This window comes from Arthrobacter sp. 10N410 (genome assembly GCF_056394945.1).
This window is the reverse complement of record NZ_JBFTIP010000003.1, coordinates 16739-35539: the sequence shown is the minus strand read 5'-3', so window position 1 is coordinate 35539 and position 18801 is coordinate 16739. Positions and strand designations below refer to the sequence as shown.

Genomic DNA, 18801 nt, shown 5'->3' with positions numbered 1-18801 from the left:
CGGATCCGGTGACTGCCCCTAGAATCCGGCCGGAACGGTGCCACGGTCGGTGCCCTTGACGATCGGGACACGCACGGCGTTTCCCCACTCGGTCCAGGACCCGTCGTAGTTGCGGACGGTATCAAAGCCCAGGAGGTACTTCAGCGCGAACCAGGTGTGGCTGGAACGCTCACCGATCCGGCAGTAGGCAACGACGTCGTCCCCTTCCTTGAGCCCGGCCTCGCCCAGGTAGAGGGCCTCGAGTTCGGGGCGGCTGCGGTAGGTGCCGTCCTCCGCTGCGGCGCGGGCCCAGGGGATGGACGCGGCGGTGGGGATGTGGCCGCCGCGCAGGGCGCCCTCTTCCGGGTAAGCCGGCATGTGGGTGCGCTGGCCGGTGTACTCCTCGGCCGAGCGGACGTCGATCAGCGGCTTGCCGAAGTGCGCCAGCACGTCCTCCTTGAAGGCGCGGATCGGGGCGTCGTTGCGCTCGACCACGGGGTAGTCGCCCGTCGCGGGCACTGTCCGGTCCGTGGTGATCGGGCGTCCCTCGGCGATCCACTTGTCGCGGCCGCCGTCGAGCAGCCGGACATCCTCGTGGCCGAAGAGGGTGAAGACCCACAGCGCGTAGGCGGCCCACCAGTTGGACTTGTCGCCGTAGATCACCACGGTGCTGTCCCGGGAGATTCCCTTCGCGGCGGCCAGGGCGGCAAAGGCTTCACCGTCCACGTAGTCGCGGGTGACCTCGTCGTTCAGGTCGGTGTGCCAGTCGATCTTGACCGCGCCGGGGATGTGGCCGGTTTCGTACAGCAGCACGTCCTCGTCCGACTCGACGACCACCAGTTTGCCGCCGTCGAGCGCACCGCCTTCAAGTGCCGCCGCGAGCCACTCGGTGGAAACCAGGCGTTCGGGGTGGGCGTAGGCGCTGAATTTCTCGTTCTGCTCAACCGGGTAGGGCATGAAGTGGGCCTTTCACTGGGGCTTTTGGGAGGCCGGGCCAGGGGTGGTACACGGCGCCGGGTCTGCCTCCACACTAACCACGCCCCGGCGGGATTGCTTCCCGGGCCTACATACGCGGAAATATGGCCTTGGTCACGTCCGTTCCCGCGCCCGGAAGGGAACCCGGCCTTTGCCGGTATTCTTTCTGGGGACACGAGACCAGCAGAACGGACCACCTTGGTACAGATCGAACAGCTCGCCGCCAGAACCCCGGCGGTTTCCGTCGATGAACTCCTCAACGGGTTTTATCCGTCGCCGCGCTTCGGCGGGGTGTCCTTCGCCAGCTACCGGCCGGATCCGGCCCAGCCCAGCCAGGCGCACGCGGTGCATGCCCTGCAAAGCTTTGCCGCCGGTGTCGGTTCCCGGGACGGCGACGGCCTGTTCAAGCGGCTCTTCGGCAAGAAGGACACCTCGCGGGCGGGCATCTACCTCGACGGCGGCTTCGGCGTCGGCAAGACCCACCTGCTGGCCTCGCTCTGGCACGCGGCCCCGGGCCCCAAGGCCTTCGGCACCTTCGTGGAGTACACCAACCTGGTGGGGGCGCTGTCGTTCCGCAAGACCGTGGAGGCGCTCAGCCACTACAAGCTGGTCTGCATCGATGAGTTCGAGCTTGATGATCCGGGTGACACGGTGCTGATGTCCCGGCTGATGCGCGAGCTCGCCGACGCCGGAGTCAAGCTCGCCGCAACGTCCAATACCCTGCCCGGCTCCCTCGGTGACGGCCGCTTCGCCGCCGTCGACTTCCAGCGCGAGATCCAAGTCCTGGCGGACCAGTTCGACGTCGTCCGGATCGACGGCGAGGACTACCGCCACCGCGGCCTGCCGAAGGCGCCAGCGCCGCTGCGCAACGACGAGCTTACGCACCATATGCAGGCGGAGTTCGACGGCCAGACGGTGGCCAAGGATGAATTCAGTACCCTGATCAACCACTTGGCCGGGGTGCACCCGAGCCGCTACCGGCAGCTGATCGACGGGATCGACGGCGTGGTGTGGCGCAACGTCGAGACCATCACCGAACAGGCCGTGGCGCTGCGCTTCGTTGTCCTGGCGGACCGGCTGTACGACAAGGACGTGCCGATCCTGGCCAGCGGCGTGCCGTTCGACCAGCTCTTCACCGAGGAAATGATGACCGGCGGGTACATGAAGAAGTACTTCCGTGCCGTGTCCCGGCTCACCGCCCTCGCCCGGGAGGGCCAGAACCACGAGCCGTCCTAGCCCCGGCCGCGGTAGGAACCCAACTAACTCGCAGTAGTTGTCGTTTTGAGGGCTCAAAACGACAACTACTGCGAGCCAGTTGGGGCTGACCCCGCGTCGGTCGTTAAACGACAAAGGTGCCGGCGCCGCCTCGCGGCGGGACCGGCACCTCGCTGACGTACCTGGGTCAGAGGCCCTGCTGCCGGGGTTCCCCGGCGACTGGTGGCTCACCCGCGACGTGCGGCTCTGCGACGGGGGCCGTTGCCGGCCGGCCGTCCGCGTTGTCCACGAAGTCGGAGGCGCCTCGCTGGGCGGAATCTACTTTGTCGGCGTATTTTCCGCCGGTCTTCGAATCGACGAAATCACCCGCCTTTTCGATGCCGTCCTTGATGGCCTGTTCGTTGCCACCAATCAGATGCTGAGCCTTGCCCTTTAGATCGTCAAGTAAACCCACGGGCACCTCCCTTCAGTCGCGGAGCCAGATCGCTCCTAGCGCTTCCGATCCTAACCGCCGGGTGGGGACGTGCCAAGGGTGTACGCCCAGAGGAGAAAGACTCTGTGCGGGGCCGTGGGAAGGGGAACGAAAAAAGCAGCTCCGGGGGAGCTGCTTTCATGGTGGGCGATACTGGGATCGAACCAGTGACCTCTTCCGTGTCAGGGAAGCGCGCTACCGCTGCGCCAATCGCCCGCAACCGGAAGGATCCGGAGTGGAGTTGTGTGAATCTGGTGAAACGACAGAGCGGACGACGAGATTCGAACTCGCGACATCCACCTTGGCAAGGTGGTGCTCTACCAGCTGAGCTACGTCCGCATTTTTAGTCCATTCCGGCAGGCCGGTGGTACTGGATCAAGCAAGTTGCCTTGCTTTGGTGGGCGATACTGGGATCGAACCAGTGACCTCTTCCGTGTCAGGGAAGCGCGCTACCGCTGCGCCAATCGCCCCTTTCGCATCCGGCCGGAACCGGAAACCAGGGTTTTCACCGAGGTGGGTACGGGATTCGAACCCGTGTATACGGCTTTGCAGGCCGCTGCCTCGCCTCTCGGCCAACCCACCGTGTAGACACAGTTCCGAAGAACTGTTGCCGTGACAGTGTCCTGCGAGCGGACGACGAGATTCGAACTCGCGACATCCACCTTGGCAAGGTGGTGCTCTACCAGCTGAGCTACGTCCGCATTGTTGCCTGCGATTCCCTGCCGTATTCGGCATTTCCTCGCGTTCCAACGAGTAAGAACTCTATAGGAGGTTCAGGGAATCTACAAATCGGGCCGCGTCCGGCGTCACCGGACCCCCGTTCTTCCCCGCAATCTAGGGGATTTTGCTAATTACAGGAGTGTAATTCGCCCCCGTTCTCACGTCGCCTGGGCGGGGCGGCGGACATGGTGTCCGACGACGACGGCGGAGGCAGACGCGGTCAGCGAAGGAGCGGTGCCGGGGGAAGGCCTGCGAATCGTTGGGGCGAGCCCGTTCCGCCGATTGCCGCAGACGGCAGCTAAGCCGACCCGTATTGCGGCTATCTTCGTCCAGCGGGGCGCGGTCCGGGCCGGCACCCACCTGCCCTCCGCCCCCGCCCCACCGATTCGCCAATCGTGGCCGCCAAATGACCCCGGAAAGCGGCCATCTTCGTCCAACGGGCGCAGCCAGGCCGGGTCGCCGAGGGGGTCCGCCCGGCATCCGGAGCGCCGATTTCTATATTCCGCCGGGGTGGGCTAGCATTCAATGGCACCGGGGCGATTGGCGCAGTGGTAGCGCGCTTCGTTCACACCGAAGAGGTCACTGGTTCGAACCCAGTATCGCCCACCTGGAAAATGGTCCGTTCCGCTCACAGAGCGGGGCGGGCCATTTTGTTTTCCCTAGAGCGTCCGACCCCTGTGAAAGAGTCTTTTTATGACCGCCCCGCTTCTCGCCCACGCCACCGACTACGGCCGGATGTATGCACGTTCCACGTCCGAGCAGTTCTCCGTACCCTCCATCACCACCGTGATCGGCCAGCAGCCCCACGGCCTGGACGGCTGGTTCGGCTACATGGGTGCGAGCAGCCTCGCGGCGGATCCCTCGCTGCCGGCGATCCTGGGGAGCCCGGCCAAGGTGCGGCAGGCGGTAAGCCGGGCGGCGAAGGCAGCCGAAACGCACCGGGACGACGCCGCCAAGCGTGGCGACCGCGTGCACAACTACTGCGAGCAGGTGGCCCTGCGGGCGCTTGGCCGGCCGCACCAGATGAAGGAAACCCGTGAGGCCCTCGCGGCCAACGGCGAGGAAGCCTTCGCCGCGCGCTTCGACGAGTGGTGGGAACTGTTCCAGGTGGAGCCGATAGCCCCGGAGATCACGGTCTGGAACAAGACCGTGGGCTACGCCGGAACCCTTGACCTGGTGGCCAAGATCAATGGCCGCACCTGCCTCATCGACTACAAGACCAAGGGCACCAGCCGGGACGGCACGGTCAAACCGCTCGACGACAAGGTCGTCATGCAGCTGGTGGCCGGCATGAAGGCGGAGGAAAGCCTCGTGGACCCGGTGGCAGGGGAGTGGGAAGCCTGGCAGCACGGCGATTCCCCGATCCTCCTCGCGGTGGCCATCGGCGAGACCGAGGTCCGGCCGCAGCGGGCCAACCCGGAGGTGCTCAAGCATCACTGGTGGAAGTTCTGCGCGCTGCGCCGCGTCTGGGAGATGTCCGCCGACACCTCGGCCGCCGGAGCAGCCCTGCTGCCGATCGCGCCGCCGGTGGCCCGCTGAGCCGGAAACCCGAGGCTGCCACTAAACTGGATGGGATCCCAAGCAGCCCACCGTGAGGACAGATTGCCCATGGCCATTTTGAATATCCGCATCATTGGGGACCCGGTGCTGCGCACAGTTGCCGATCCCGTGACGGAATTCGGGCCTGAGCTGGAAAAGCTCGTTGCCGACATGACCGAAACCATGGAGGACGTGGAGGGCGCCGGCCTGGCCGCACCCCAGGTCGGCATCAGCCAGCGGGTCTTCACCTACCGCATCCGCGGGGTGGAGGGCCACATCATCAACCCGGTGCTGGAGAACAGCGAAGACTTCCAGCCGGACGAGGTGGAAGGCTGCCTCTCCATTCCCGGACTGGGGTTCCCAGTCCGCCGGCGCCGCAGCACCCGCGTCACCGGCGTCGACGTGCACGGCAACCCGGTGGTGCTTGAAGGTGAGGGCATGCTCGCACGGGTCTTCCAGCACGAAACGGACCACCTGGACGGGATCCTCTTCACCGACCGGCTCGAAGGCGAGGACCGCAAAGCGGCCCTGCGCGCCATCCGCAACGCCAACTACGACTCCATCACCGAGCAGACGACGTCGAAGCGCGCCAAGACCGTCGGCTCGAGCTTCGGCGCGGGTTCCTCCTTCGGAACCGGCCAGTGAGGGTCCTCTTCGCGGGAACCCCGGCCGTCGCCGTCCCCTCGCTGGACGCCCTCGTCGCGGCCGGCTTCGACGTCGTCGCCGTCCTGACCCGGCCGGATGCCCCCTTGGGACGCAAACGCGTCCTGACGCCCTCGCCGGTCGCCGCCCGCGCCGCGGAGCTCGGCATCGAGGTCATCCATGCCGCCAAGGTCGATGCGGCAGTGAGGGCCAGGATCGAGGCGGCCGCGCCCGACGTTGCCGCAATCGTCGCCTACGGCGGACTCATTCCGCGGGCGGCCCTGGACGTTCCCCGGCACGGCTGGATCAACCTGCACTTTTCGCTCCTGCCGGCCTGGCGCGGGGCTGCGCCTGTGCAGCGGGCACTCATCGCCGGGGACGACATCACCGGCGCCGTGACTTTCCGGCTCGAAGAGGGCCTGGACACCGGACCCGTGTTTGGCACCCTGACCGAGGCGGTGCGGCCCACGGACACCGCAGGGGAGTTGCTGGACCGACTCTCGCACAGCGGCGCCGTGCTGCTGACCCAGACGCTCTCCGCCGTCGACGCCGGCAAGGCCACCGCCGTGCCGCAGCAGGGCGAGGCCAGCCTGGCCCCGAAACTCACCCTCGAGGACGGCCGGCTCGACTGGCAGCAGCCGGCACTCGCGATCGGACGCCGCGCCCGCGGAGTGACGCCGGAACCCGGGGCCTGGACCACGCTGGACGGGCAGCGCATCAAGCTCGAACCGGTACTGCTCCGGCCCGGGGCTCCGGCCCTGCGCCCGGGGCATCTGGCCCTCGACGGGAAAGCCGTCCTGGTCGGGACCGGCTCGCATCCCGTTGAGCTCACCCGGGTCCAGCCTTCGGGCAAGAAAATGATGACCGCCGCCGACTGGGCGCGCGGACAGGCAACACTGGAAAGCGTGGTCTTCGAATGAGCGAATCCGGATCAAACGGCAGCGGCCGGGCCAGGGGCCCCCAATCCGGCGGACAGGGGTCCGGCGGCCAGGGGTCCAGCGGCCGCGGCGGCCAGGGCCCCCGGGGCGGCGTGAAGCGGAACGCGCAGGGACGCGAGCGGAACCGCGGACCGCAGCGCAGCTACACCGAAAACGCCCCCTCCCAGCGCAGCCGTCGAGCCGACCCGGCGCGGCTGGTCGCCTTTGAGGTGCTGCGTGCGGTGGCCGCCGAGGACGCCTACGCGAACCTCGTGCTGCCGGCCCGGATCCGGCATCACGGATTGGACAAGCGCGACGCCGGTTTCGCCACCGAGCTCAGCTACGGCGCCCTCCGCGGCCAGGGCACCTATGATGCGATCCTTGCCCGCTGCGTGGACCGCCCGCTGGACCAGCTGGACCCGGCCATCCTCGACGCCCTGCGGATCGGCGCGCACCAGCTGCTGGCCATGCGGGTCCCGGCGCACGCCGCGCTCGACGAGACCGTCGGCCTGGCCCGCGCCGTGATCGGCGCCGGCCCCTCCGGCCTGATCAACGCCGTGCTCCGCAAGGTCTCCGCGCACACGCTGGACGAGTGGCTGGAGCTGCTGCTTCGCGACGAGCCGGACGAGACGAAGGTGGCGTCGGTCCGCTACGCCCACCCCGAGTGGATCGTGCGCGCCTTCCGGCAGTCCCTGGTGGCGCATGGCCGCCCGGTGACCGAAATCAACGACCTCCTTGAGGCAGACAACGCCGCGCCCGTGGTGAACCTCGTGGCGCTGCCCGGTCTCGGCAGCCTCGACGAAGCCCTCGAAAGCGGCGCCACACCCGGCGAGCTCGTGGAAGGTTCGGCGCTCTCCAGCGGCGGCGACCTTGGCCGGCTCGCCTCGGTGCGGGATGGCAGCACCCGAGTCCAGGACGTCGGCTCGCAGCTGGTGGCGCGCGCCCTGGCCTCCGTGGACCTTGCTGCGGGAACCGGCGCGGGCGGCGCCGAAAGCGCCGTCGGCGGCCCTGGCAGCCAGGCCGGCGGCGAACGCTGGCTTGATCTTTGCGCCGGACCCGGCGGCAAGGCAGCCCTGCTCGGCGCCCTGGCCCGGCAGCACGGCGCCACCCTGCTCGCCAACGAGCCGGCGCCGCACCGCGCGAAACTTGTCCGTCAGGCCCTCGCCGCCGTCCCGCACGAGGTCTGGCATGTCCGCACCGGCGACGGCCGCGAGGTCGGGTCCGAGATGGCGGAAAGCTTCGACCGGGTGCTTGTGGACGTACCCTGTACCGGACTGGGCGCACTGCGCCGCCGCCCGGAATCGCGCTGGCGGCGCACCCCCAAGGACCTTGTCGATCTCGGCCCGCTGCAGCGGGAACTGCTTAAGTCGGCCCTGGATGCGGTCAAGCCCGGTGGTGTGGTGGCCTACGTGACGTGTTCCCCGCACCCGGCCGAGACCACCGCCGTCGTCAGCGACGCGCTGCGCAAGCGCGACGACCTCGAGTTGCTCGACGCCGGCGCGGCCCTCGACGCGGTGAGCCTCACCGGCCACCTCGAGGCCGGCCACGACCTCACTGCCCAGCTCTGGCCGCACCGGCACCGGACGGACGCCATGTTCCTGGCGCTGATCCACAAGAAAGCCTGAGCTTCGGCCATACTGGCACCAGTTACCTGACCTTCCGACCAGCGCAACGACAAGGAAATCCATGGCCCATTGCTGCATCCACCCGAGCATCCTTTCGGCGGACTTCGCGAACCTCCAGTCCGAGCTCCACAAGATCAGTACCGCTGACGCCGTGCACGTGGACGTGATGGACAACCATTTTGTGCCCAATCTCTCGCTCGGGCTTCCGGTGGTCCAGCGGCTGCAGGAAGTCAGCCCGATCCCGTTGGACGCGCACCTCATGATCGAGCACGCCGACCGCTGGGCGCCGGCCTACGCCGACGCCGGGTTGGCTTCCGTGACGTTCCACGCCGAAGCATCCATCGCGCCGGTGAAACTGGCCCGCGAGCTGCGCGCCCGTGGCGCCAAGGCCGGCCTGGCGCTGCGGCCCGGCAGCGGCGTGGAGCCGTTCCTGGACATGCTCGGCGAGCTGGACATGATCCTCATCATGACGGTGGAACCCGGCTTCGGCGGCCAGGAATTCCTGGACCTCACGCTGCCCAAGATCCGCCGGGCCAGGGCGGCAATCGACGCCTCCGGCCTGGATATCAAGATCCAGGTGGACGGCGGAATCACGGAGAAGACCATCTGGCGTGCCGCCGAGGCCGGGGCGGACGTCTTTGTGGCCGGCTCCGCTGTCTACGGCGCAGACGACCCGGCGGATGCGATCGGGCGGTTGCGGGCCGCGGGCAGCCGCTAGCCCGCCGGAACATGACGAAAGTTGTACCGTCCGTTCCGCGGGAATAGCCGGGCCGTCCGCCCGGTTGTGTCAGAATAGCTACACACATACGTGCTCCGGGGTCGGTGTAAGTCCGAACCGGCGGTTATAGTCCGCGACCCGCGAGCCGGCACTCTTCCCTTGGGGAAGGATGACGGCGGACGGTTGAACCGGTGGAACTCCGGTACCGACAGTTAAAGTCTGGATGAGAGAAGCACGTACAGCTGTTACTGCGGAGCCCTCACGGCGCCGCGGAATTGCGCTGTCGTATACCCCCGGAGCCATCGCGGTTCTTGAGGGAAGGAACGACAGACATGAACCCCTTGCGATGGCTCTTCGCCGACTCCGCGGTCCTACGGGACCGGGCGGGCGGCAAATGAGCGTTCAGCAGGCGGCCGCCGGGCCGCAGGAACAACCGGACAAGGAAGACTTCGCCGCTGCCGGCTTCAGCGCCGCCGAGACGGCCGCCATGGATGCCGCCCTCGCCGCCGCGGCGCAGGGCCCGCGGGGGGCGAACCCGCTGGTGGGCGCCGTCATCATCGGGCCCGACGGCACACCCCTCGTGACCGGCCACCACCGCGGCGCCGGCACCCCCCACGCCGAGGCCGACGCGATCTCGCAGGCCGCGGCGGCCGGGCTGGACCTGACCGGCACCACCATGGTGGTCACGCTCGAGCCGTGCAACCACTGCGGCCGCACCGGCCCCTGCGCCCAGGCCATCATCAACGCCGGCGTGGCCGACGTCGTCTACGCCATCGACGACCCGCATGATCCCGCCGCCGGGGGAGCGGCCACCCTGCGCGCCGCCGGTGTCAGGGTCCGGTCGGGCCTGGGCGCCGTCGCAGCCCTCGAGCTCAACCGACGCTGGTTCGACGCCGTCGCCGCCAAACGGCCCTTCGTCACCTTGCACATCGCCCAGACCCTGGACAGCCGGATCGCGGCCAGCGACGGCACCAGCCAGTGGATCTCCAGCCCCGAGTCGCTCGCCGACAACCACGCGCTGCGGGGCCGGATCGATGCGATCCTGGTCGGCACGCAGACGGTCCTGGTCGACAACCCGCGGCTCACGGCCCGCACCCCCGACGGCGCAGCCGCGGAAAAGCAGCCGCTGCGGGCCGTCATGGGCCTGCGCGGGATTCCCGACGGCGCCGCCGTCAACGGCGGCGACGGCAAGGCGCTGCACCTGCCGACCCGGGACCCCCGCGAGGCCCTGGACCAACTGTTCGACGCCGGCGTCCGGCACCTCATGGTCGAAGGCGGCTCGCGGATCCTGAGCGCTTTCCTCGCCGCGGGCCTCGTCGACGAGCTGATCGTCTATCTGGCCCCGACGCTGCTTGGCTCGGGCACGCCTGCCCTGGAGGACCTCGGCATCGGCACCCTCGCCGATGCCCAGCACTGGGACTGGGACCAGGCCTCCGGCGGCGCCGTCCGGATGCTGGGCCGCGACCTGCGGCTGCACCTGCGCCCCGCCACTGACACTTCATCCGATTCCACCCCGCGCAGCGACGCGGACACCGCCGCAGGAGGCTACTGATGTTTACCGGAATTATCGCCGAGCAGGGGAAGGTGCTCTCCGTCGAGCGCGACGGCGAAACCAGCGCCACACTGCGCCTGCACGCCCCCGGCAGCACCGAGGGACTGGCCCACGGCGGCTCGATTGCCGTCAACGGCGTCTGCCTGACCGCCACGGACATCGACGGCGCGGACTTCAGCGTCGACGTCATGGGCGAGACCCTGGTCCGCAGCACCATCGGCGGGCTGGCAGCCGGGGATCCGGTCAACCTCGAGCGCTGCGTCCAGGCCGGCGGCCGGCTCGACGGCCACGTCGTGCAGGGGCACGTCGACGGCGTCGGCGAACTGCTGGAACGCGAGCCGCTCGGCAACTGGGACCGGCTGCGCTTCGGTGTGCCGGCCGGGCTGGCCCGCTACATCGCGGAGAAGGGCTCGATCGCCGTCGACGGCGTCTCCCTGACCGTTACGGCCGTGAGCCCGGCGCCGGAGCCGGCGCCGTGGTTCGAAGTCGGCCTGATCCCGACGACCCTGGCCGAAACGGGCCTGGGCGCCAAGTCCATCGGCGCCCGCGTGAACCTTGAAGTGGACGTGCTGGCCAAGTACACCGAACGGCTGCTCGCCTTCGCCCCCGCCACGCCCCGCCCGGAGGCTGCGCACCGCCAGGCGGCCGCATCATGAGCCGGCTGCAGGAGAACCGCGGACTCGCCGTGGACGCGCCCGCCGCGCTGGACCCGATCGAAGACGCGATCCGCGCCATGGCCGCCGGCCGGCCGGTGCTGGTGGTCGACAACGAGGACCGCGAAAACGAAGGCGACATCATCTTCGCCGCGCAGCACGCGACCCCGGCGCTGATGGGCTGGACCATCCGCTACAGCTCCGGCGTCATCTGCGTACCGCTGACCAGTGAACGGGCGGACGAACTGGCGTTGCCGCCGATGGTGGCGATCAACCAGGACTCCAAAGGCACCGCGTACACGGTTTCGTGCGACGCGGCGGTGGGCGTGAGCACCGGAATCTCGGCCACCGACCGGGCCCTGACGGCCCGGATCCTGGCCGATCCGACCAGCCAGCCAAATTCGCTGACCCGTCCCGGGCATGTTTTCCCGCTCCGCGCCGTTAAGGGGGGTGTGCGGGAGCGTCCCGGCCACACCGAGGCGGCTGTTGAGCTGTGCCGGCTGGCCGGCCTGGAGCCCGTGGGCGTAATTGCAGAGCTGGTGCACGACGACGGAGAAATGATGCGGCTGGACGGACTTCGCGGTTTCGCGATCGAACATGGCTGCCCGCTGATCTCGATTGCCGACCTGGTGGCTTACCTTGAGGCCGGTAACCCCGGCAGCCACGCAGCGGCATCCGCCTGACACCTGGATTGAGGAGAGACAATGACGACTTCTGAAGCGCAGCCGGCCACCCCGGGACAGCAGCCGCATCCGGTCAGCGGCGGGCCAATCGTCCAGCTGCCCACCGCGTACGGCGACTTCGTGGCGCAGGCCTGGACCGATCTGGACACCGGCGCCGAACACCTCGCCGTGAGCTCCCCGCTGCCGGCCACGGACGGCCAGGCCCCCCTGGTCCGGCTGCACTCCGAATGCCTCACCGGGGACGTGTTTGGTTCCTACCGGTGCGACTGCGGCGAACAGCTGGCCTATGCCCTGGAGATGATCCACGAATTCGGTGGCACGCTGCTCTACCTGCGCGGCCAGGAAGGCCGCGGCATCGGCCTGGCCAACAAGATCAAGGCTTATGCCCTGCAGGAGGCCGGCTTCGACACGGTCGAGGCCAACGAGCAGCTGGGCCTGCCGGTGGACGCCCGCTGCTACAAGGCAGCGGCCCAGATCCTCGCCGAGATGGGCCTGCACGAGATCCGCCTGCTGAGCAACAACCCGGACAAGCAGGACAGGCTGGCCCAGGCCGGCGTCCGGGTGGTCGAGATGGTCCCCACAGAGGTGCCCTCCCGGGAACAGAACCTCCGCTACCTGCAGACCAAGAAGGACCGGATGGACCACCGGCTGGTCCTCGACATGGAGCCCGCCGCGCCCGCCGCCGGACAGCTCGGCTTCGAGCGCGAACAGGGCTGAGCCCTCCCGCAGCACCCCCAAGCAAGCACCCCCAGACACCTCCCACAGCAAGGAGCTCCCATGAGCGGCCACGGCGCACCCCAGATTGACCTGACCACCTTCCAGCCCGACGAAACCTCACGGCTGAAACTGGCCATCGTGGCCGCCAGCTGGCACACCAAGATCATGGACGGCCTGCTCGACGGCGCGCTGCGCGCCGCCAAGGACGCCGGCATCACCGAACCGACCGTGCTGCGCGTCCCCGGAACCTTTGAACTGCCGGTCGCGGCAGCCCGGCTGGCGCCGCACTTCGACGCCGTCGTGGCGCTCGGCGTCGTGATCCGGGGCGGCACCCCGCACTTCGAGTACGTCTGCGAAGCCGCCACCCTCGGCCTGACCGAGGTCAGCGTCCGCACCGGCGTGCCGGTCGGCTTCGGCGTGCTGACCTGTGACACCGAGCAGCAGGGCATCGACCGCGCCGGCCTCCCCGGCTCCACCGAGGACAAGGGCCACGAGGCCGTCACCGCCGCGCTGGCCACCGCCGTCACGCTCAAGCAGTACTCCTAAGCTGTGTATTCGCTCACATCCGGGCCGTCATGCAAGGGCCCGGCAGGCGTGCTCCGGCCGTGAACAAGTAGGCTGGAGGGTGTGAAGAATTTCGAGTCGCTGTTCGCAGAACTGAGTGAGAAGGCAGCCACCCGCCCGGAGGGCTCCCGCACCGTCGCCGAACTGGAGTCCGGAATCCACGGCATCGGCAAGAAAGTCGTGGAGGAAGCAGCCGAGGTCTGGATGGCTGCCGAGTACGAATCCGATGAGGCCGCCGCGGAAGAAATTTCGCAGCTGCTCTATCACCTGCAGGTTCTGATGCTCGCCAAAGGACTCAGCCTGGAAGACGTCTACAAGCATCTCTAGCCACGTCGCGCCTTCCCCCGGACCTTTGTCCGGGGGACCGGCGCACCGCGTGGCCCGCTGTGCCTGCACCGATGACTTCCTAACCAGAAAGAACTTCCCATGCTGAGAGTTGCCGTCCCGAACAAGGGATCCCTGTCCGAAGCCGCCTCCGCCATGCTTGCCGAGGCAGGCTACCGCCAGCGCCGCGACAGCCGCGAATTGGTCATGGTGGACCCGGTCAACGACATTGAATTCTTCTTCCTCCGCCCCCGTGACATCGCCGTGTACGTCGGCCAAGGCACCCTGGACGTCGGCATCACGGGCCGCGACCTGCTGCTCGACGCCGAGGTTGAAGCCGAAGAGCTGCTGCCGCTGGGCTTTGCGGCCTCCACCTTCCGCTTCGCCGGCCCGGTGGGGGATTTCACCGCCATCGACCAGCTCGAAGGCAAGCGCCTTGCCACCAGCTACGACGGGCTGCTCCGCGGCTACCTCGCCCAGCGCGGCATCAACGCCAAGGTCGTCCGGCTCGACGGCGCCGTCGAATCCTCCGTCCGGCTCGGCGTCGCGGACGCGATCGCCGACGTCGTCGAAACCGGCACCACGCTCAAAGCTGCCGGCATGGAGATCTTCGGCGAGCCGATCCTGAACTCCGAGTCGGTCCTGATCGGCCGCAAGGGCGAGCAGAACCCGGCCACCGAAGTGCTGATCCGCCGCCTCCAGGGTGTGCTCGTGGCCCGGCAGTACGTGCTGATGGACTACGACATCCGCAAGGAACTCGTGGAGCAGGCCGCGGCCTTGACGCCCGGACTGGAATCGCCCACCGTCTCGCCGCTGCGCGACTCGGAGTGGGTGGCCGTCCGCTCGATGGTGCCGAAGAAGGACACCAACCGGATCATGGACGAACTCTATGACCTCGGGGCCCGCGCCATCCTGGTCAGCAGCATCCACGCCTGCCGGATCTAGCGCGGCCCGTCCGTGAAGCCATTATCCGTGAGCCCATCGTTTGTGAGCCCAGTTCAGGAGCAGCCATGTCCGTAGCCGTCCGTGTCATCCCGTGCCTGGACGTCGACGCCGGCCGGGTGGTTAAGGGGATCAATTTCGAGGGCCTGCGCGACGCCGGCGACCCGGTAGAGCTCGCGCACCGCTACGACAACGGCGGCGCCGACGAGCTGACCTTCCTGGACGTCACCGCGTCCTCCGGCAACCGCGAAACCACCTTCGACGTCGTCCGGCGCACCGCGGAGGAAGTCTTCATCCCGCTGACCGTGGGCGGCGGCGTCCGCGGCGTGGCCGAGGTGGACAAGCTGCTGCGCTACGGGGCGGACAAGGCGGCCATCAACACCGCGGCCGTGGCCCGGCCCGGGGTGATCGACGAGATTACCCGGCACTTCGGCTCGCAGGTGCTGGTGCTTTCCCTCGACGCGCGGCGCACCCGTCCCGGCTCGCAGCCGACACCGTCCGGGTTCGAGGTCACCACGCACGGCGGCCGCCAGGGCACCGGCATCGATGCCCTGGCCTGGGCCCGCGAGGCCGCCGACCGCGGCGCCGGCGAGATCCTGCTCAACTCGATCGACGCCGACGGCACCAAGGACGGCTTCGACCTGGAACTGATCCGCCTGGCCCGCGCCAGCGTGAAGGTGCCGTTGATCGCCTCGGGCGGCGCCGGCAGGCCCGAGCACTTCCCGCCGGCCGTAGCTGCGGGCGCGGACGCCGTGCTCGCTGCCTCGGTGTTCCACTTCGGGCCGCTCGACATGATCGCCCAGGTCAAAGCCGCCATCCGCGAGGCAGGCTTCGAAGTCCGCTAACCCCCAGCCTGATAAAGCAACGCGGGGTCACATTGCGCCCATCCCGAAGGGGGAAATGGGCGCGATGTGACCCCGCGTTGCTTGGTTAAGCGCGAGCTTAGAGTCCGACTTCGGCGGACTGCAGCAGCGCGACGGCGTCCGGCTGGCCCTCGAAGGTCACCAGTGCGTGCCGGGTCCGGCCATGCGCGTGCATCAGGAGCTCACCCGGTTCGCCCACGATCGCGACCGAGACGGGGGCCCGCTTGGCAACATGCCGCGGCCCGGATGGGCGCACCAGCACGATGCCGAGGTCCACGCCGCGGTACAGGATGGCGGCGCGCTTGATCAGTTCATCCCAGAGTGCGTCCGAGTAAGCCTCGTCCAGGGCCCGGGGCGCCCAGCGGTCCACCGCCCGGCGGACATCCTCCGTGTGCACGAAGTACTCGATCAGGTTGGAGCTTTCGTCCAGGGCCTTGATCCGCATGGGGGATAGGGCGGGCGGCCCGGCGCGGAAGGTGTTGACCAGCTTCGCGTAGGCTTCCGGGGTCCGGACCGTGGCGGCGAGCTCGGCCGTGGCCTCATCCGAGGCCTTGGACAGCCGTTTGATCAGGAGCCCCAGGCCAACACGGGCTTTGCGCTCCCGCAGGTAGAGGTGGGCTGCAAGATCACGGGTTTGCCAGCCCTTGCAGAGCGTGGGGGAGTCAGGACCGGCCGCCAGCAGGGTTTCGGCCAGAACTTCTCGGGACGGTTCGACGAAATGCATCACTTGTGAAACTAGCACGAGAGGCGCGCCTCTGGGCACAGGAAGCGCCGTGGTTTCGGCCGCAACGCGCTTTCGGCGGCGATGTTAAGCGCGGTGCCCGCAACGCCGGACAGCGGCGGGCGCGGAGGCACTAGACTTGAGCTGATGTCTGAGCAGCCCGCCCCCGCCCCCGTCCCGGTCGACGACCAGCTAAACGCCCCGGAAAATTCCGTCCCGGTTTCCGCCGCGCCGGGTTCTGCCGTCCCCGATTCGGCGCACGACGCCGGCCCGCTCCCCGCGGGTCTCGCGGCGTCTCTCAAGCGGGACAGCGCCGGCCTGGTGGCCGCGATCGTCCAGCAGTTCGACACCAACGAGGTGCTCATGCTGGGCTGGATGGACGACGAGGCGCTGCACCGCACGATGACCAGCGGGCGGGTCACCTTCTACTCCCGCTCCCGGCAGGAGTACTGGCGCAAGGGCGACACTTCCGGCCACGTGCAGTGGGTCAAGTCGCTCGCTCTGGACTGCGACGGCGACGCCCTGCTGGTCCGGGTCGACCAGGTCGGCGCCGCCTGCCACACCGGGACCCGGACCTGCTTCGACGGACGCGCGCTGGACGCCGTCGTCGGCCAGGCCGACTGACCGGCGCACCGCGGCGCAGGCCGCGGGCACCTCGCAAGCTTTAGACCAAGAGAACAGGCGGAAAAACGCAGCCATGCAGGACCTTGGAATCATCAGCCCCAGCCTGGACGAGTTCCGGGAACTCGCCGGCCACAGCCGTGTCATCCCCGTCCGGCTCAAGGTGCTGGCTGACGCCGAAACGCCGATCGGGCTGTACCGCAAGCTCGCCCAGGGCCAGCCCGGGACGTTCCTGCTGGAGTCCGCCGCAGTGGGCGGCGCCTGGTCCCGTTACTCCTTCATCGGCGCGCGGTCCCGCGCCACGCTGACCACCAAGGACGGGCAGGCGCACTGGCTCGGCGAGCCGCCCGTCGGCGTGCCGCTGGACGGCAGCCCGGTCGATGCCATCCGGGACACCGTCCGTGCCCTGCACACCGAACGTTTCGAAGGACTGCCGCCCTTTACCTCCGGCCTCGTCGGCTTCCTCGGCTGGGAAACCGTCCGGCACTGGGAAAAGCTCACCAGCCCGCCGGAAGACGACCTGCAGCTTCCGGAAATGGCGCTGAACCTCGTGACGGACATGGCCGTGCACGACAACATGGACGGCACGGTGCTGCTGATCGCCAACGCGATCAATTTCGACAACAGCTCCGAACGCGTCGACGAGGCCTGGCACGACGCCGTCGCCCGGGTGAAGGACCTGCTGGCAAAGATCAGCACCCCGACGGAGCAGCCCGTCTCCGTACTCCAGCCCGCAGCCCTGGACTTCGCCTCGAGCGTGCAGGAGCGCTGGGATGAAAACGATTACTTGGCCGCCCTGGACCGTGGCAAGGAAGCGATCGTCGACGGCGAAGTGTTCCAGGTGGTGATCTCGCGCCGCTTCGAAATGGAGTGCGGAGCCGATCCGCTGGACGTCTACCGGGTCCTGCGCAACACCAACCCCAGCCCGTACATGTACATCTTCAGCCTCGAGGACGCCGCCGGCCGCCAGTACTCGATCGTGGGCTCCTCCCCGGAGGCCCTCGTGACAGTCACCGGGGAGGAAGTCATCACGCACCCGATCGCCGGGTCCCGGCCGCGTGGCAAGACGGTTGAAGCGGACAAGGCCTTCGCCGAGGAGCTGCTCGCGGACCAGAAGGAACGCGCCGAACACCTCATGCTGGTGGACCTGTCACGCAACGACCTCTCCAAGGTCTGCGTGGCCGGAACCGTGGACGTCACGCAGTTCATGGAGGTGGAGCGGTTCAGCCACATCATGCACCTGGTGTCCACTGTGGTGGGCAGGCTCGCCCCGACCGCGACTGCCTACGACGTGCTGAAGGCCACCTTCCCGGCCGGCACCCTGTCCGGAGCGCCCAAACCCCGTGCGCTGCGGCTCCTGGACGAGCTGGAGCCGCACCGCCGCGGCATCTACGGCGGTGTGGTGGGCTACCTCGACTTCGCCGGCGACATGGACATGGCGATCGCCATCCGTTCCGCCCTGCTCCGCGAAGGCCGCGCCTACGTGCAGGCCGGCGGCGGGATCGTGGCCGATTCAGTCAACGCCACCGAGGCGATCGAAACCATCAACAAGGCCGCCGCCCCGATGCGGGCCGTCCACACGGCCCAGTCGCTGCGCAACATCACGGCCGACACCGTGCCCAGTGCCGGGACGGAGCAGCCATGACCGGCCCCGCCATGGTCAAGAGCACCAGCCCGGCCGTCCCGCGCTGGGCCCGGAAATCCACCCTGGTGCTGGTGATTGCCGCACTTGCGCTGGCGGTCTTCGGCACCACCACGCAGACCTGGCTGACCGTGCAGCTGGACCCCAGCCAGCTGGGTCAGGGCGTTAGCAGCCAGAACGGCCTGCAGGTCCAGGGCAGCAAGGCCGCCACCACGGTGACGGCCCTCGCCCTTGTCGCCCTCGCGGGAGGCCTCGCCGCCTCCATTGCCGGGCGCATCGCCCGCTGGGTCATCACGGCGATCATCCTGCTCGCCTCCGCAGGGATCGTTGCCGCGGCGGCAACCGTGCTGGCCGACCCGCTGGCCGCGGCGCAGGGTTCCATCGCCGCCGCCACCGGCATCAGCGGCAGCAACGTCCAGGTGGCCCTCACCGCATTCCCCGTGCTCGCCGTCGTTGCCGGGTCGCTGCTGGGCCTCGGCGCCCTCGCCATCGTCCCTGCCGGACGGTACTGGAAGAGCCGCACGAAGTACGACGCGGCCGCCAGCGCAGGCGCTTCGGACCCCGCGCAGCCAGCCGATGAGATCGACAGCTGGGACCGGCTCTCCCGCGGCGACGACCCCACCTGAGCCCGCACCCCGCAGCGCGGCCGGTAACGCGGCAAACACCACTGTCAATAAATGGCAGAATGTAAGCAGTATTGATCCTGAGGAGATTTCC

20 protein-coding genes, 6 tRNA genes and 1 riboswitch are annotated in these 18801 nt (G+C 68.7%); of the genes, 18 read left to right on the top strand and 8 right to left on the bottom strand.

Annotation, left to right across the window (positions count from 1 at the left end; genetic code table 11):
• Nucleotides 1–18: 18 nt before the first annotated feature.
• Nucleotides 19–936 (bottom strand): sulfurtransferase, encoded by a 918-nt coding sequence (locus AC1DB8_RS07965; RefSeq protein WP_476892702.1) that lies wholly within the window; start codon nucleotides 934–936, stop codon nucleotides 19–21.
• A 216-nt stretch (nucleotides 937–1152) separates the two neighbouring features.
• Here AC1DB8_RS07965 and zapE point away from each other — a divergent pair, with 216 nt between their 5' ends.
• On the top strand, nucleotides 1153–2190 hold the full coding sequence (zapE, locus tag AC1DB8_RS07960) for a cell division protein ZapE (RefSeq protein ID WP_441418800.1): 1038 nt from the start codon (nucleotides 1153–1155) through the stop codon (nucleotides 2188–2190).
• 166 nt (nucleotides 2191–2356) lie between these two features.
• On the opposite strand, the gene AC1DB8_RS07955 is transcribed toward zapE, so the two are convergent.
• The 6 genes from AC1DB8_RS07955 to AC1DB8_RS07930 all read right to left on the bottom strand — a co-directional run bounded on the left by AC1DB8_RS07955 (nucleotide 2357) and on the right by AC1DB8_RS07930 (nucleotide 3342).
• Nucleotides 2357–2623: an antitoxin gene (locus AC1DB8_RS07955; RefSeq protein WP_175321703.1), complete on the bottom strand. Its 267-nt coding sequence runs from the start codon at nucleotides 2621–2623 to the stop codon at nucleotides 2357–2359.
• A gap of 159 nt (nucleotides 2624–2782) precedes the next feature.
• Nucleotides 2783–2857, bottom strand: a tRNA-Val gene (locus AC1DB8_RS07950).
• 50 nt (nucleotides 2858–2907) lie between these two features.
• Nucleotides 2908–2980: transfer RNA gene (locus AC1DB8_RS07945), tRNA-Gly, on the bottom strand.
• A 56-nt stretch (nucleotides 2981–3036) separates the two neighbouring features.
• Nucleotides 3037–3111 (bottom strand) — tRNA-Val (locus AC1DB8_RS07940).
• Nucleotides 3112–3152: 41 nt separating this feature from the next.
• A tRNA-Cys gene (locus AC1DB8_RS07935) sits at nucleotides 3153–3223 on the bottom strand.
• A gap of 46 nt (nucleotides 3224–3269) precedes the next feature.
• Nucleotides 3270–3342 (bottom strand) — tRNA-Gly (locus AC1DB8_RS07930).
• 553 nt (nucleotides 3343–3895) lie between these two features.
• On the opposite strand from AC1DB8_RS07930, the gene AC1DB8_RS07925 reads away from it, so the two are divergent.
• The 14 genes from AC1DB8_RS07925 (at nucleotide 3896) to hisF (ending at nucleotide 15082) form a co-directional block, all read left to right on the top strand.
• Nucleotides 3896–3967 (top strand) — tRNA-Val (locus AC1DB8_RS07925).
• Nucleotides 3968–4054: 87 nt separating this feature from the next.
• Nucleotides 4055–4900 carry a cytochrome gene (locus AC1DB8_RS07920; RefSeq protein ID WP_476892701.1) on the top strand — a complete coding sequence of 282 codons (846 nt, stop codon included), beginning with the start codon at nucleotides 4055–4057 and terminating at the stop codon, nucleotides 4898–4900.
• Between the two features lie 69 nt (nucleotides 4901–4969).
• The gene (gene def / locus AC1DB8_RS07915) at nucleotides 4970–5545 is read left to right on the top strand and encodes a peptide deformylase (protein WP_441418798.1); all 576 of its coding nucleotides are present in this window, start codon (nucleotides 4970–4972) and stop codon (nucleotides 5543–5545) included.
• Entirely contained in the window at nucleotides 5542–6462 is a 921-nt protein-coding gene (gene fmt, locus AC1DB8_RS07910; protein ID WP_476892700.1) for a methionyl-tRNA formyltransferase, read from the top strand. The genes def and fmt overlap by 4 nt, the downstream gene beginning before the upstream one ends.
• Nucleotides 6459–8084 carry an RsmB/NOP family class I SAM-dependent RNA methyltransferase gene (locus AC1DB8_RS07905; protein ID WP_476892699.1) on the top strand — a complete coding sequence of 542 codons (1626 nt, stop codon included), beginning with the start codon at nucleotides 6459–6461 and terminating at the stop codon, nucleotides 8082–8084. Before fmt ends, AC1DB8_RS07905 begins: the two co-directional genes overlap by 4 nt.
• Before the next feature lie 61 nt (nucleotides 8085–8145).
• Nucleotides 8146–8802: a ribulose-phosphate 3-epimerase gene (rpe, locus tag AC1DB8_RS07900; RefSeq protein ID WP_476892698.1), complete on the top strand. Its 657-nt coding sequence runs from the start codon at nucleotides 8146–8148 to the stop codon at nucleotides 8800–8802.
• Between the two features lie 86 nt (nucleotides 8803–8888).
• Nucleotides 8889–9042: riboswitch (FMN riboswitch) on the top strand.
• A 154-nt stretch (nucleotides 9043–9196) separates the two neighbouring features.
• Complete coding sequence (ribD, locus tag AC1DB8_RS07895) at nucleotides 9197–10354, top strand: bifunctional diaminohydroxyphosphoribosylaminopyrimidine deaminase/5-amino-6-(5-phosphoribosylamino)uracil reductase RibD (protein WP_476892697.1); 1158 nt, start codon at nucleotides 9197–9199, stop codon at nucleotides 10352–10354.
• Nucleotides 10354–11010 (top strand): riboflavin synthase, encoded by a 657-nt coding sequence (locus AC1DB8_RS07890; protein WP_441418794.1) that lies wholly within the window; start codon nucleotides 10354–10356, stop codon nucleotides 11008–11010. Before ribD ends, AC1DB8_RS07890 begins: the two co-directional genes overlap by 1 nt.
• Nucleotides 11007–11690 carry a 3,4-dihydroxy-2-butanone-4-phosphate synthase gene (ribB, locus tag AC1DB8_RS07885; RefSeq protein WP_476892696.1) on the top strand — a complete coding sequence of 228 codons (684 nt, stop codon included), beginning with the start codon at nucleotides 11007–11009 and terminating at the stop codon, nucleotides 11688–11690. The genes AC1DB8_RS07890 and ribB overlap by 4 nt, the downstream gene beginning before the upstream one ends.
• A 21-nt stretch (nucleotides 11691–11711) precedes the next feature.
• Complete coding sequence (gene ribA / locus AC1DB8_RS07880; RefSeq protein ID WP_441418792.1) at nucleotides 11712–12407, top strand: GTP cyclohydrolase II; 696 nt, start codon at nucleotides 11712–11714, stop codon at nucleotides 12405–12407.
• 60 nt (nucleotides 12408–12467) lie between these two features.
• Complete coding sequence (gene ribH / locus AC1DB8_RS07875; protein WP_441418791.1) at nucleotides 12468–12953, top strand: 6,7-dimethyl-8-ribityllumazine synthase; 486 nt, start codon at nucleotides 12468–12470, stop codon at nucleotides 12951–12953.
• Nucleotides 12954–13034: 81 nt separating this feature from the next.
• Nucleotides 13035–13298, top strand: coding sequence for a phosphoribosyl-ATP diphosphatase (locus tag AC1DB8_RS07870; RefSeq protein WP_175321714.1), 264 nt, complete (start codon nucleotides 13035–13037; stop codon nucleotides 13296–13298).
• 99 nt (nucleotides 13299–13397) lie between these two features.
• The gene (gene hisG / locus AC1DB8_RS07865) at nucleotides 13398–14240 is read left to right on the top strand and encodes an ATP phosphoribosyltransferase (protein ID WP_476892695.1); all 843 of its coding nucleotides are present in this window, start codon (nucleotides 13398–13400) and stop codon (nucleotides 14238–14240) included.
• A 65-nt stretch (nucleotides 14241–14305) separates the two neighbouring features.
• The gene (gene hisF / locus AC1DB8_RS07860) at nucleotides 14306–15082 is read left to right on the top strand and encodes an imidazole glycerol phosphate synthase subunit HisF (protein ID WP_476892694.1); all 777 of its coding nucleotides are present in this window, start codon (nucleotides 14306–14308) and stop codon (nucleotides 15080–15082) included.
• 97 nt (nucleotides 15083–15179) lie between these two features.
• Here hisF and AC1DB8_RS07855 read toward each other — a convergent pair whose 3' ends face one another.
• On the bottom strand, nucleotides 15180–15824 hold the full coding sequence (locus tag AC1DB8_RS07855) for a TIGR03085 family metal-binding protein (protein WP_175321717.1): 645 nt from the start codon (nucleotides 15822–15824) through the stop codon (nucleotides 15180–15182).
• 144 nt (nucleotides 15825–15968) lie between these two features.
• On the opposite strand from AC1DB8_RS07855, the gene hisI reads away from it, so the two are divergent.
• The 3 genes from hisI to AC1DB8_RS07840 all read left to right on the top strand — a co-directional run bounded on the left by hisI (nucleotide 15969) and on the right by AC1DB8_RS07840 (nucleotide 18710).
• Nucleotides 15969–16445 carry a phosphoribosyl-AMP cyclohydrolase gene (gene hisI / locus AC1DB8_RS07850; protein WP_476892693.1) on the top strand — a complete coding sequence of 159 codons (477 nt, stop codon included), beginning with the start codon at nucleotides 15969–15971 and terminating at the stop codon, nucleotides 16443–16445.
• Nucleotides 16446–16518: 73 nt separating this feature from the next.
• On the top strand, nucleotides 16519–18087 hold the full coding sequence (locus tag AC1DB8_RS07845) for an anthranilate synthase component I (RefSeq protein ID WP_476892692.1): 1569 nt from the start codon (nucleotides 16519–16521) through the stop codon (nucleotides 18085–18087).
• Nucleotides 18084–18710 carry a Trp biosynthesis-associated membrane protein gene (locus AC1DB8_RS07840; RefSeq protein WP_476892691.1) on the top strand — a complete coding sequence of 209 codons (627 nt, stop codon included), beginning with the start codon at nucleotides 18084–18086 and terminating at the stop codon, nucleotides 18708–18710. Before AC1DB8_RS07845 ends, AC1DB8_RS07840 begins: the two co-directional genes overlap by 4 nt.
• The last annotated feature ends 91 nt before the right edge of the window (nucleotides 18711–18801 follow it).